The sequence below is a fragment of the Streptococcus mitis genome (assembly GCF_047462815.1).
GTDB lineage: Bacteria > Bacillota > Bacilli > Lactobacillales > Streptococcaceae > Streptococcus > Streptococcus mitis_DO.
Window position 1 is genome coordinate 18,097 of the sequence record NZ_JASHFB010000013.1, and the last position, 12,379, is coordinate 30,475.

Here is a 12,379-nt window from a genome sequence, read left to right on the forward strand (position 1 = left end):
GATTTTTGGGCTATTTAGAGAGGAGAACTGATGTCTCAAGTAAAAGGCTTGTGTGTTATGGATGTTGATGGAACCTTAATCCTAGAAGAGGTGATTGATTTGTTGGGAAGAGAGGCAGGTCGTGAGGAGGAAATTTCGCAGATTACAAGTCGGACAATGCGAGGAGAGTTAGACTTTGAAAGCAGTTTAAGAAAAAGAGTGTCCTTGTTGGCAGGTCTTCCTGTTTCGGTCTTTGAGAAAGTCTTCAACTCTATTCATCTATCGCCAAATGCCCAGGAATTCGTTTCTATTCTCCAAAAGAATGGAATCCTAGTTGGTCTGGTGTCTGGTGGATTTACCCCAATAGTTGATAGATTGGCAAAATCTCTCGGCATTGCCTATTTCTCTGCCAACCAAGTTGAAGTCAAAGACGGTTTTCTAACAGGGGAATTAGTTGGAGCAATTATAAGCCCTGAAGTCAAACAAGCAACTCTGGAAAAATGGAGAAAGGAACTGCAACTTCCTAGAGAAAGAACGGTTGCAATCGGTGATGGAGCAAATGATTTATTAATGTTGAAGTCTGCGGGACTAGGAATCGCCTTTTGTGCCAAAGAAGTTCTGAAAAAAGAAATACCACATCATGTTGACAAGAGGGATTTGTTAGAAATTCTTCTTTTGACTGACTTTTTAGAATGAGGGAAAATATGAAGATTGTAATTGCACCAGATTCGTTTAAGGAAAGCTTGACTGCAGAGCAGGTTGCTGAAGCTATTAAGAGAGGGTTCCAACAATCGCTAGCAGATGTAGACTGTCTCCTCTGCCCTGTTGGTGATGGGGGAGAAGGTACTGTAGATACTATCCTACATTCTCTTGACATGGAAGAAAAAAGGATTCAAGTTACAGGGCCTTTTGGACAAAAAGAAGCCATGCGCTATTTTCAAAAAGGGGAACTGGCGCTATTTGAAGTTGCTGATTTAGTTGGCCTTGGAAAGATTCCGCTAGAGAAACGAAATCCACTTCAAATCCAAACTCGTGGTATTGGAGAGTTGATTCGCCACCTCATCGATCAAGGGATTAAAGATATCTATATCGGAGTTGGTGGTACGGCTAGTAATGACGGTGGTTTAGGTATTGCTGCTGGTTTAGGTTATCGATTTTATGATAGGGATGGAAATGTCTTACCTGCTTGCGGTCAGACCTTACTAAACTTATCTTCTGTTTCAACAGAAAATTGCTATGAAATTCCTGAAGATGTTCACATTCGTATTCTAGTAGATGTCGTGAGTCCCTTATGTGGATATCAAGGTGCTACCTACACGTTTGGCAAACAAAAAGGCCTAGATCATACTATGTTTGAGGATGTAGATCAGGCAATCCAAGATTTTTATGTAAAAGTCTCCCCTGCAACATTAGAACTGAAAGGAGCAGGAGCTGGTGGAGGCATTGCTGGCGGTTTGTGTGCCTTTGCTCAAGCAAGTATCGTATCTGGAATTGACACCTGTTTAGATTTGATTGATTTTGATAAGAAAGTTGCAGATGCTGACTTGGTTATCGTTGGTGAAGGAAGACTAGATTGTCAAAGCTTTGCTGGGAAAGCCCCTATAGGAGTAGCAAAAAGAACCCCTGTTGGAGTTCCTATTATGGCTATTTGTGGCAGTCTCGCTGAAGATTTACCTTCCCTACCATTTGAAAATATCCAAGCTGCCTTTTCTATTTTGGAGAAAAGTGAACCTCTAGAAGATAGTTTGAAAAATGCCAGTCTCTATTTGGAGCACGCGGCTGCAAATATTGGACATTTATTAAAGATGCCTAAGATTTAGCCAAACCATTTCTTCCAGATGGATGTTTTGGTTGGTTCTTCCTTTTTAACTTCCCAAAATTTTGCAAAAGCAAGTCGAAGGTTCTTTTCTTCTACTTGAACTGGTGCATTGGTGTGAATAATCAGGCCAAAAGGAGAAGAAGTATGCTCTTCAGATACAATGGTAGCTTGACTATCGGTTTCTTTGGCTTCCTTCAAATAGAAAACTTGCTTGTCAAATTCGATAGTTGGTGAAATCTTCACAAATAGTGGCTCAGCCTTTTCTTGAAGTTTTTCTAAGATAGATAAAAATCCTTTTTCTAGCTGAGGGCTATTTGCTGTGTCAATATCTGCATATCCAAGAACTCTTTCCTCAAAGGTACCAAGATAGCGTCTTTGCTCATCCGGATTTAATTTTGGCCCACCATGAGCTTTTTCAAGTAATTGTTTTGATAAATCTGTCATGAAAATAGTATATCATAAAAATAAAAAGAAAACATATAAAAGAAAGCGGTTGCTTAATAAAGTTAAGGAAAATTTGCACAAAGATAACGTTTTTTCTTGAAAAAGGAGGGTTTTTAAGGTATTATAGAGGTGTAAAAAATTTAACTCATAAGGAGAGTAAAAAATGTCAATTATTACTGATGTTTACGCTCGCGAAGTCCTAGACTCACGCGGTAACCCAACACTTGAAGTAGAAGTTTACACTGAATCAGGTGCTTTCGGACGTGGTATGGTTCCATCAGGAGCTTCTACTGGTGAACACGAAGCAGTTGAACTTCGCGACGGTGACAAATCTCGTTACGGTGGTCTTGGTACACAAAAAGCTGTTGACAATGTAAACAACATCATTGCTGAAGCTATCATCGGTTACGATGTACGTGACCAACAAGCTATCGACCGTGCTATGATCGCACTTGATGGTACTCCTAACAAAGGTAAATTGGGTGCAAACGCAATCCTTGGTGTGTCTATCGCTGTAGCTCGTGCTGCTGCTGACTACCTTGAAATCCCACTTTACAGCTACCTTGGTGGATTCAACACTAAAGTTCTTCCAACTCCAATGATGAACATCATCAACGGTGGTTCTCACTCTGACGCTCCAATCGCTTTCCAAGAGTTCATGATCTTGCCAGTTGGTGCACCAACATTTAAAGAAGCTCTTCGTTACGGTGCTGAAATCTTCCACGCTCTTAAGAAAATCCTTAAATCACGTGGTTTGGAAACTGCCGTAGGTGACGAAGGTGGATTCGCTCCTCGTTTCGAAGGAACTGAAGACGGTGTTGAAACTATCCTTGCTGCGATTGAAGCTGCTGGATATGTTCCAGGTAAAGACGTATTTATCGGATTTGACTGTGCGTCATCAGAATTCTACGATAAAGAACGTAAAGTTTACGACTACACTAAATTTGAAGGTGAAGGCGCTGCTGTTCGTACATCTGCAGAACAAATCGACTACCTTGAAGAATTGGTTAACAAATACCCAATCATCACTATCGAAGATGGTATGGATGAAAACGACTGGGATGGTTGGAAAGCTCTTACTGAACGTCTTGGTAAGAAAGTACAACTTGTTGGTGACGACTTCTTCGTAACAAACACTGACTACCTTGCACGTGGTATCCAAGAAGGTGCTGCTAACTCAATCCTTATCAAAGTTAACCAAATCGGTACTCTTACTGAAACTTTTGAAGCTATCGAAATGGCTAAAGAAGCTGGTTACACTGCCGTTGTATCACACCGTTCAGGTGAAACTGAAGATTCAACAATCGCTGACATCGCAGTTGCAACTAACGCAGGACAAATCAAGACAGGTTCACTTTCACGTACAGACCGTATCGCTAAATACAACCAATTGCTTCGCATCGAAGACCAACTTGGTGAAGTAGCAGAATACCGTGGATTGAAATCATTCTACAACCTTAAAAAATAAAATAGTTCAATGAACTATTTTATCCCGAACCTTGAAATTCAAAAGTTCGGCCGTTGATTTAACAACGTTTCTAGCCCTTCGGATTTTATCCGAAGGGCTATTTTTGTGTTCAGAGGGCATAAAAGGGGCATAACTTTTTAAAAAATATTTTTCATTACTTTGTCTAGTACATTGATTGCTTCATCTTTCATGTTCTTTGTGACATGGGTGTAGATGGAAGTAGTGACCTCAGAATCAGAATGACCAACCCTGTCCATGATTGTTTTTAGAGGGATTTTATTTTCTGATAAAATATTGGCCATCGCAGGCAGTGTGTTTTTATAGGTGCTCAATTTAATTTATTTTTGTGGAATCCTATTATTTTGAGATGAATACCAATTATAAGTGATTTGCATACCCAGGATATTACAAAGAAAGGCAAGCTAGTGGCCACATAAATTTTATTTCATATTCTTTAAAGCTGTTTACTATGTCAGATATTGTATTTGATAGGAGCAAATAAGACTAATAGTTTATTGAATCTCTTTCTGTTTTTACATAATTTATTTTATGTAGTTTATAAACTATCTAGAGCATTCTTTTGTTCATCGTTGACAATATGGGTATAGAGGTCAGTGACTTGCGTACTGGCGTGTCCTAGCTGGTGGCTGACTAAAACTTGAGATTTAGTTGCATCATAGAGCCTAGTTGCTAGGGTATGGCGCAGTTTGTGGGGAGTTACCCGTACTTTGAAGTCCTCAGAATACTTAGCAACCATCTTTTCCACGCTGGAAGCATCGATACGATTGGGAACACCTCTATAGAGTGTTAAAAAGAGTGCTGTATCCGTCTTATAACGTTGATTTCGAATGGCTAGATAATTCTCTAGGTAAGGCTTAGCAAAGGCAGCAACGTTAACAGAGTCTCGTTTGCCACCTTTTCGAGTGACATCAATAACCATCATCTTGAGATTGAGATCTCTTAGATCCAGATTAACAGCTTCAGATAAGCGGACACCAGATGCTAGTAGAAGGGCGATAATGGCCAAATCACGTTCCTTATTTTTATTGAATGACGATAGAGCACGATTTGAGAGCTGTTGTGGGTACTCCTGGTCAATATAAGTCAGAAAACCTTCTGTTTCATCACCTAGAAAAAGTTTTTGCTTGATGTTTTCAGCTCTGGCAGCAAGTGTTTCTTTCTTTTTTTTAGTTGAAACTTTCTTCATTACATTACGATAGAAATAAGGCTCCCCCTGGTCGTTTTCAACCTCCTCGGTCAGATACTTGTAAAGACTAGAAAGTGCTGACAAGGTCCGATTGATGGTTGTCTGAGAGACACCTTGTTTGGTTGTATTGGCGTTCAGCAAAGGACGTTCACGTAGGTAAAGGATAAAGGATTCCATATCTTTCTTTGACATATTTTCCAAGACAGATAAAGGAATATTAGACATTTTATCAGCATTTGAAATACCAGACTCTAAAACCCAGCTGAAAAATCGATCGTATTCCTTGAGGTATTCATACAAGGTTGTAAAACTATAGGGAACAGCCAGCTTAGATTGGTAGTATTCCAGAACATACCAAGGCATGATTTGTTTTAGTTTGTCGATTCGTTCCAGTAAAATCTCACGTTTCATGTATTTTCTCCATAAATAAGTATACTAGTAGTATAGCATAGACTCATTTATTTTTCAAGAAAATTATAGTTTTTCGGAAAGATGATATAGCAGTTTTTTTAAAGTGATAAAAAGACTTAGACCTGCAAACAAAACAGATCTAAGTCTTTGGAGTTATTATTGTGAATCATTATCTAGTGCTTTTTCTAGTTTCCAAATACTAAACCAGAATGAAAAAGAATTCACCCACTAAACTTCTGTTAATACTACACAACTGAAGAGCTATATAAGAAGCTATGAGATACAAAATACATTGTATAATTGCTATTGTTTTCTTTTTCATGATTTTAATCTTACTGTACAGATTTTATGCAGTAAACTTCTTTCTAGCTTTATCATTTCTAACTTAATTATAGTCTTATATTTGTATGTGAAATGTTTTATCAGTAAAAAAGAGGGGAAGTCCCCCTCTCAAGATTTTATTTGACTGCTTCTTTCAAAGCATCTACCTTGTCCAAGCGTTCCCATGGAAGGTCAATATCTGTACGTCCCATGTGTCCATAAGCCGCTGTTTGACGGTAAATTGGACGCTTAAGGTCCAGCATTTGGATAATCCCTGCAGGACGAAGGTCAAAGATTTGACGAGTTGCTTTTTCAAGCTTGCTTTCAGCTACTCTTCCTGTACCAAAGGTATCGATACGGACAGAAACAGGCTGGGCAACACCGATAGCATAGGCCAATTGAACTTCTGCCTTTTTAGCAAGACCGGCTGCAACAATATTCTTTGCAATATAGCGAGCCGCATATGACGCAGAACGATCCACCTTAGTCGCATCTTTACCAGAGAAGGCACCGCCACCATGACGAGAGTAGCCACCATAGGTATCCACGATAATCTTACGACCAGTCAAACCTGAGTCTCCTTGAGGTCCACCGATTACAAAACGACCAGTCGGATTGATGAAGAATTTTGTTTGCTCATCTAAATAAGAAGTTGGAATAACTTCTTTGATGACCTTGTCAATCACATCTTTGTGGATTTGTTCATTAGTAGCTTCTGGGTCGTGCTGAGTTGAAATAACGACTGTGTCCACACGTACTGGACGGTCATTTTCATCGTACTCAACTGTAACTTGTGATTTTGCATCTGGACGGAGATAGCTAATTTCTCCAGACTTACGAAGTTCTGCCAGACGACGAACCAATTTATGACTGAGTGAAATTGGCAATGGCATGAGCTCTTCTGTTTCATCCACTGCAAATCCAAACATGAGCCCTTGGTCTCCAGCACCAATCAAGTCAAGCGGATCTTGGTCTGTATTCCCACGAACCTCCAAGGCTTCGTTAACACCTTGAGCAATGTCAGGAGATTGTTCCACCAAAGATGGATGTACTCCTACAGTCTCTGCAGAAAATCCATACTCGGTATTGGTATAGCCAATCTCTGCAATGGTATCACGAACCACACGGTTAATATCCACATAGGCATTTGTAGATATTTCACCAAAAACGTGGACAGATCCAGTATATACAGCTGTCTCAGCAGCAACGTGCGCCTCTGGATCCTTGGCTAAAATAGCATCCAAAATCGCATCTGAAATTTGGTCTGCAATCTTATCTGGATGCCCCTCAGATACAGATTCAGACGTGAATAATTTACGTTCTGACATAAAAATGTCCCCCCTTAAAAATAGTGTTATAGAGTTACAAAGTACTGATAGGTATTTTCATTTTCTAAGAGTTACGACGCGAAAGAAATAAAAACGATACTTTTTTATTTCTGAAGCTAGTAAGGCGCATAGGGTGACCGCCTTATAGCGACAATCGTAGAATGACGAGCGACTACTTTGGAGCCGTCATTCTTTGCGAGTTACAAAGTACTAGTAGGAAAACTCCTTAGTTCTGAATACCTACCATCTTATCGGGACTATATAACTTTACCATTATATCATTTTTTAACGCAATTTGCAGTCTATATACTCAATAAAAATCAAAGAATAGCTTTTTGATTGTAGATAAAACTGACTAAATTAGTAATATATACCTAATACAAGATGACGCTAACTTGTTTTGAAGAGTATTAATGTACTGTTTCAATTTCTACTAATCTATTTTCAATAGGTGTTTAACAACCTTAATATTATGCGTACTATTATTTTTAAACTATCGTGTCCTGAACAATGGTTTGAAAATGAAAAGGGACTTTATTCTTTTTGTAACCTTTCTGTAATAATTCTCTGCCGAAAAAATGATAAAATAGGTATGTACTGTTAAGGAGAGAATCATGCCCGTAAGAAAATTACAATCCTATGAGGTAGACTATCAAGAAGAATTAAACCAGCAACTTCCTCATTATCAAGCTTATACACCTGAAGCACAAGCTGATAGCAATCTCAAAGAAATTTTATTTTTTGTCAATATCGCTGTTTTTTGTGTCTGCATTGCCATCTTTAGTTTTATCTTTTTGTCATTAAAATTAACAACTGTGCTCGCCTTACCTGCAGCAATAGTATCCAGCTTACTTGTTTTAAAAATCCAACGCTCTATTATCAAACGAAAATTTAGAAAATAAATCATACCCCATGTCTAATCAAGTTGATTTGTAAAAAATTAAGGAAAACAGAGGATTTAAGATGAATAACACATTTTTCATCTTAAATCCTCTGTTTTTTTGACCAGCTTGCCAAATATAATTATTTACTTAATTGAATAACGTGTAACCTTTTCTAACAAATGTTCTCCAAACATCCTAAACTGTAAAATTAATTAGTCTCGTCCCTTTTACTATTTTATTTTCTAAAATATGCTATAATAATACCAAAAGATAAAGAAGGAAAATCTATGATTAAACTACTAGCCTTGGATATGGACGGAACCCTCCTCAATGAAGCCAAGGAAATCCCACAAGATCACATCACTGCCATTCACCAAGCCATTGAAAAAGGTGTCAAACTGGTTCTCTGTACGGGTCGCCCGCTTTTCGGTGTTCTCCCCTACTATCAAAAACTGGGGCTTGATCTCCAGAATGAGTATGTGATTGTTAACAACGGTTGTTCAACTCACCAGACAAGTGACTGGGGACTAGTTGACTGGCAAGAACTCAGTCCAGCTGACATCGAATACCTCTATGACCTAGCTGAAAAAAGCGATGTTCAGTTGACTCTTTTTGATGAGGAACATTATTTTGTTCTCGGTGGCAAGCCCAATCAAGTTATTGAAAATGATGCTAAACTAGTATTTTCAGACCTGACTGAAATTTCTCTTGAGGAAGCGACTAGTGGCAAGTTCCGGATGTTCCAAGGTATGTTTTTAGGAACAAAAGAACAAACAGACGATTTTGAGCAGCGTTTTGCTACAGAACTCTGCCAACGTTTTAGTGGAGTTCGTTCGCAGCCTGTCATTTATGAAGCTATGCCACTTGGTACGACCAAGGCTACTGCTCTTTCTCGACTAGCAGATATTTTGAAGATTGATTCCTCAGAAATCATGGCCATGGGCGATGCTAATAACGATATCGAAATGCTCCAGTTTGCAGGGCTGGGCATTGCTATGGGAAATGCCAGCGATTATGTCAAATCTCTAGCTGATGATGTTACAGCCAGCAACGAAGAAGCCGGTGTTGCGCGTGCCATTGAGAAATATATTTTATAATTAAGAAGCCCAGTTCGTGTCAACTGGGTTTTGATATTTAAGAATTCCTAAAACTTTAGAAATCCTTTAGCTTTCTTTGATCTCTATGCTTTATACTAAAGTTATCAAAATAAATAAAAAGGAGAGAATCATGAAAACAGTACTTGACATTCATGGATTGTCCAAAAACTTCGATAAACAAGCTATTCTTCAGGATCTTCATCTAACGATAAGAGAGGGAGATATTTATGGACTTATAGGAAAGAATGGAGCTGGGAAAACCACCTTGATAAAAATCATTACGCAACTACTGTTTGCGGATAAAGGAACTGTTTCCCTCTTCTCTAGCCAAACGGAAAATGAGTGGACCAAGGCTCTATCTCGAGTAGGTTCTGTTATTGAATCACCTGTAGCTCATAATCACTTAACAGCCTACCAAAACCTGAAATATTATTGTATGATTCGCCATATTCCAAATGCTGATCAAGTCATTCGAGAAACCCTGGATTATGTAGGTTTGCCAGATACAGGTAAGAAAGTCTTTCGTGATTTCTCGCTAGGAATGAAACAAAGACTTGGTATCGCCATTGCCCTCCTATCCAAACCAGATTTCCTAATCTTAGATGAACCTATCAACGGTCTCGACCCAATCGGTATCAAAGAATTTCGACTAATGATTCAACGACTCAATCAAGAACAAGGGATAACCATTCTCATCTCTAGCCATATCTTGTCAGAACTATACCTCCTAGCTAATCGTTTTGGTATTTTAGATCAAGGCAAGATTATCCGTGAAATCAGCAAAGCTGAATTTGAAACACTAAGTGAGGATTATATTGTGCTTAAGACAGCCGACCAAGAGAAAGCTTGTCAAGTATTGAAAGAACAAATCCAGCTCCAGTTCAAGGTTGTTAATCCAGAAAATGAAATCCATATCTTTGGTCAAGAACAAGATGTCAAACAGATTCTCAAGGAATTAACCTTGGCAGATGTTGCCATTGACGAGATTTACTATGCCCGTCAAAACCTAGAAGAATACTTCACTCAATTGGTCGAATAGGAGGAAAATCATGATACATACCATTCAAGCAGACTTTTACCGTCTTTTCCGTTCCAAAGGATTCTGGATTACAGAATTTATTCTCTTTACTCTCATGCTAATGGGAGCAAGTATAGGAGCTACTGGTCATCTGATGGCAATCCAGACAGAAAAACCAGAAATTCAAACCCATGGTTGGGACGGTGTACAAGCACTTATCAATGCATCTAGTCAAGGTTCAAACCTCGTTTTTCTCTGTATTGTTCTAACTTGTCTAGTTCTCGGTGTTGATTTAATCGGAAAGCTCTATAAAAATAATTTAACAGTGGGTGTTTCTCGTACCGAGTTTTTCCTTGCCAAAGCCTTTGTAGTGGCTTGTATTGCACTCTTGCAACTTATCATCAGCCTTGTGATTACCTTTATTCCAGCAACGATCTTAAATGGATTTGGAACTATATGCCTGATGGCTTTATTGGCAATCTACTGATAACCATTTCCCTTCAATTCCTTTGCCTCCTTGCTTGGCTTTCCATTGTTTCCTTCATCCTCTATGTTAGTCATTCTTATCTTGCAGTATTTATTGGATATTTGGTCAGCTCTATCTTACTTTCTATGCCAATGCTCATTTTTCCAAGTATCAAAATTTTGCCATATTTATCATTGCAGTTTTTCTATGCTATGACTGCTAATAGTGAATCCATTTTCTATACACTTATAGTTACCTTAGCTGTTATTGTAATCTTTAATCTAAGTGGACTGGCAGTTTTCAAAAAGAAAAGTCTATAAAAAAGACCTCCTCTAGCCTACAGAGGAGGTTTATTTCGTTAAAAGTGAATAAAAACCGATAACCACTGCCCATCTGTGCTTAGTTTCATCTCTGCACCAAGAAGATGGCATAATTCCTCAGTGATATAAAGGCCTAAACCAGAGGATTCTTCCGTATCAGATAGATTTTCAGAATAAAAACGATTGCTGAGATTTTCTATTCTTTTGATGGGCTGTTTAACAAGGTTTGCAATCTCTAAGACAAGCTGTTCCTTTTCCTTTCTCAAAGATAGACGCGCTTCTTCCTTACCATGCTTGAGGACATTTCCAAGCAAATTTTGTAAAATGCGATCCAGCAAGTCTTCATCAGTCCTCATTGTTAAACCAGCTTCAACCTTAAAATCAAGCGTGATATTTGCCGCCTGAAAAACATCATAATAAGCCAGAGTCTTTTTGGTGATAAAAGTTGAAAAATCCACTTCTTCCAGTTTCGGTTTGACAGCTCCTTCCATCAAACGACGATATTCTAGGAGAGCCTCCAAACGTTTGGAAACTAAATCAAGATGCTGGGCTATTTTTTGTAGGGTTTCTAATTTATCTTCAGGAGATTTTATCAATTGTTGGGTGTAGCCTGACGCGATAGTCAAAGGCGTCCGAATATCATGGGCGATATTGCTGATGGCCATATCCAGAGTCTGCTTTTCCCTTTTCATAACCAATCGAGATTGCTCTACTTCCTGAAATAGATTATCAATCTGCTGGTAGAGTTGTAAAAAATGTTTGGAAAAAATGCTGATTCCGACTCTTTTCATACTACCTGTGAGAATCTTGTCTTCAATCTGTTGACTCAAGTTTTTAAGTGCTAGATGGTAGCGAATCAATGCAATCGATAAAATAATTAGGAGTACTAGTAGGACAAAAATTATCATGTAGGTCATTGCTTGTCTCCTTTTAATCTTACCCCAACTCCCCAGATGGTTTCAATATATTCTTGATTTGGGTCAAGCTGGTTTAATTTTTTACGAAGATTACTCAAATGCGTATTGAGAGTATTATCTCCAGGTAGGTAGCTATCCTCCCAGACCAATTCATAAAGTTCTTCCTTGGTGAAAATTTTCTTAGGGTGTTTAAGGAGAGTTTGGAGAATCAAGCATTCTTTCTTGGCAAGGCGAATCGTTTCCTGACTATTTTTGATTTCAAAACTTTCGGCATCAAACTGGATATTTTTCAAGTTTTGTGGCAGATTTTCAGTTTTTCCTATTTCCATAGGCTGTTTTTCTACGCTTTGACGTAATTGAACAGTAACTCTGGCAAAGACTTCGTCCAAATCAAAAGGTTTGACGATGTAATCATTGGCACCGTCTAAGAGGTATTGACTGATTAACTTCTTATCGCTCAAAGCTGTTAGCATAATGACTGGAATTTGACTTTGTTCCCTGATGGCTTTTAAAACCTGATCCCCATTTTTCCCAGGAAGCATGATATCTAGCAAAACGAGATCAATCCCACCTTGGTCAAAACGCATGATGCCTTCAGTTCCTGAAAAGGCTTGAATCACCTCATGCTCCTCAGTAAGAAGTGTTCGCAAAATCTCTTGAATGTCACTATTATCTTCAATAACCAATATCCTAGCCATAA

General features: G+C 38.5%; 11 protein-coding genes and 2 pseudogenes. 7 read left to right on the plus strand and 6 right to left on the minus strand.

The window, feature by feature from the left end; translation table 11 throughout:
* Positions 1 to 30 precede the first annotated feature (30 nt).
* A complete protein-coding gene (serB, locus tag QM865_RS07705) occupies positions 31 to 675 on the plus strand; it encodes a phosphoserine phosphatase SerB (protein ID WP_414306377.1) in 645 nt (214 codons plus the stop codon).
* An 8-nt stretch (positions 676 to 683) separates the two neighbouring features.
* Positions 684 to 1,799, plus strand: a complete 1,116-nt coding sequence (locus tag QM865_RS07710; protein WP_414306378.1) for a glycerate kinase — start codon at positions 684 to 686, stop codon at positions 1,797 to 1,799.
* On the opposite strand, the gene QM865_RS07715 is transcribed toward QM865_RS07710, so the two are convergent.
* Entirely contained in the window at positions 1,796 to 2,242 is a 447-nt protein-coding gene (locus QM865_RS07715; RefSeq protein ID WP_061088041.1) for a DUF1694 domain-containing protein, read from the minus strand. The genes QM865_RS07710 and QM865_RS07715 overlap by 4 nt on opposite strands.
* Positions 2,243 to 2,405: 163 nt before the next feature.
* On the opposite strand from QM865_RS07715, the gene eno reads away from it, so the two are divergent.
* Positions 2,406 to 3,710: a surface-displayed alpha-enolase gene (eno, locus tag QM865_RS07720; RefSeq protein WP_000022813.1), complete on the plus strand. Its 1,305-nt coding sequence runs from the start codon at positions 2,406 to 2,408 to the stop codon at positions 3,708 to 3,710.
* Positions 3,711 to 3,847: 137 nt separating this feature from the next.
* Here the strand turns inward: eno and QM865_RS07725 are convergent.
* From QM865_RS07725 to metK, 3 genes and pseudogenes are all read right to left on the minus strand, one after another.
* Positions 3,848 to 4,006: pseudogene (locus QM865_RS07725) on the minus strand (integrase); the annotation flags it as partial.
* Positions 4,007 to 4,266: 260 nt separating this feature from the next.
* Positions 4,267 to 5,328: a tyrosine recombinase XerS gene (gene xerS, locus QM865_RS07730; RefSeq protein ID WP_414306379.1), complete on the minus strand. Its 1,062-nt coding sequence runs from the start codon at positions 5,326 to 5,328 to the stop codon at positions 4,267 to 4,269.
* Between the two features lie 458 nt (positions 5,329 to 5,786).
* Positions 5,787 to 6,977 carry a methionine adenosyltransferase gene (gene metK / locus QM865_RS07735; protein WP_414306380.1) on the minus strand — a complete coding sequence of 397 codons (1,191 nt, stop codon included), beginning with the start codon at positions 6,975 to 6,977 and terminating at the stop codon, positions 5,787 to 5,789.
* A 614-nt stretch (positions 6,978 to 7,591) separates the two neighbouring features.
* Between metK and QM865_RS07740 the strand changes: the two genes are divergently transcribed.
* From QM865_RS07740 to QM865_RS07755, 4 genes and pseudogenes are all read left to right on the plus strand, one after another.
* Positions 7,592 to 7,879 carry a DUF3270 domain-containing protein gene (locus tag QM865_RS07740; protein ID WP_049523747.1) on the plus strand — a complete coding sequence of 96 codons (288 nt, stop codon included), beginning with the start codon at positions 7,592 to 7,594 and terminating at the stop codon, positions 7,877 to 7,879.
* 269 nt (positions 7,880 to 8,148) lie between these two features.
* The gene (locus QM865_RS07745; RefSeq protein WP_414306381.1) at positions 8,149 to 8,958 is read left to right on the plus strand and encodes a Cof-type HAD-IIB family hydrolase; all 810 of its coding nucleotides are present in this window, start codon (positions 8,149 to 8,151) and stop codon (positions 8,956 to 8,958) included.
* A gap of 130 nt (positions 8,959 to 9,088) precedes the next feature.
* A complete protein-coding gene (locus QM865_RS07750) occupies positions 9,089 to 9,997 on the plus strand; it encodes an ABC transporter ATP-binding protein (protein WP_265478054.1) in 909 nt (302 codons plus the stop codon).
* Between the two features lie 10 nt (positions 9,998 to 10,007).
* Positions 10,008 to 10,762: pseudogene (locus tag QM865_RS07755) on the plus strand (ABC transporter permease).
* A 38-nt stretch (positions 10,763 to 10,800) separates the two neighbouring features.
* Here QM865_RS07755 and QM865_RS07760 read toward each other — a convergent pair.
* Positions 10,801 to 11,679 (minus strand): sensor histidine kinase, encoded by an 879-nt coding sequence (locus tag QM865_RS07760; RefSeq protein WP_414306382.1) that lies wholly within the window; start codon positions 11,677 to 11,679, stop codon positions 10,801 to 10,803.
* The gene (locus tag QM865_RS07765) at positions 11,676 to 12,377 is read right to left on the minus strand and encodes a response regulator transcription factor (RefSeq protein ID WP_414306383.1); all 702 of its coding nucleotides are present in this window, start codon (positions 12,375 to 12,377) and stop codon (positions 11,676 to 11,678) included. Before QM865_RS07765 ends, QM865_RS07760 begins: the two co-directional genes overlap by 4 nt.
* Positions 12,378 to 12,379: the final 2 nt, after the last annotated feature.

What these genes read in the sequence shown, in the direction of transcription:
- serB (WP_414306377.1), top strand. Translation starts at nt 31, where the DNA reads ATGTCTCAAGTAAAAGGCTTGTGTGTTATGGATGTTGATGGAACCTTA.
- QM865_RS07710 (WP_414306378.1), top strand. Translation starts at nt 684, where the DNA reads ATGAAGATTGTAATTGCACCAGATTCGTTTAAGGAAAGCTTGACTGCA.
- QM865_RS07715 (WP_061088041.1), bottom strand. Translation starts at nt 2,242, where the DNA reads ATGACAGATTTATCAAAACAATTACTTGAAAAAGCTCATGGTGGGCCA.
- eno (WP_000022813.1), top strand. Translation starts at nt 2,406, where the DNA reads ATGTCAATTATTACTGATGTTTACGCTCGCGAAGTCCTAGACTCACGC.
- xerS (WP_414306379.1), bottom strand. Translation starts at nt 5,328, where the DNA reads ATGAAACGTGAGATTTTACTGGAACGAATCGACAAACTAAAACAAATC.
- metK (WP_414306380.1), bottom strand. Translation starts at nt 6,977, where the DNA reads ATGTCAGAACGTAAATTATTCACGTCTGAATCTGTATCTGAGGGGCAT.
- QM865_RS07740 (WP_049523747.1), top strand. Translation starts at nt 7,592, where the DNA reads ATGCCCGTAAGAAAATTACAATCCTATGAGGTAGACTATCAAGAAGAA.
- QM865_RS07745 (WP_414306381.1), top strand. Translation starts at nt 8,149, where the DNA reads ATGATTAAACTACTAGCCTTGGATATGGACGGAACCCTCCTCAATGAA.
- QM865_RS07750 (WP_265478054.1), top strand. Translation starts at nt 9,089, where the DNA reads ATGAAAACAGTACTTGACATTCATGGATTGTCCAAAAACTTCGATAAA.
- QM865_RS07760 (WP_414306382.1), bottom strand. Translation starts at nt 11,679, where the DNA reads ATGACCTACATGATAATTTTTGTCCTACTAGTACTCCTAATTATTTTA.
- QM865_RS07765 (WP_414306383.1), bottom strand. Translation starts at nt 12,377, where the DNA reads ATGGCTAGGATATTGGTTATTGAAGATAATAGTGACATTCAAGAGATT.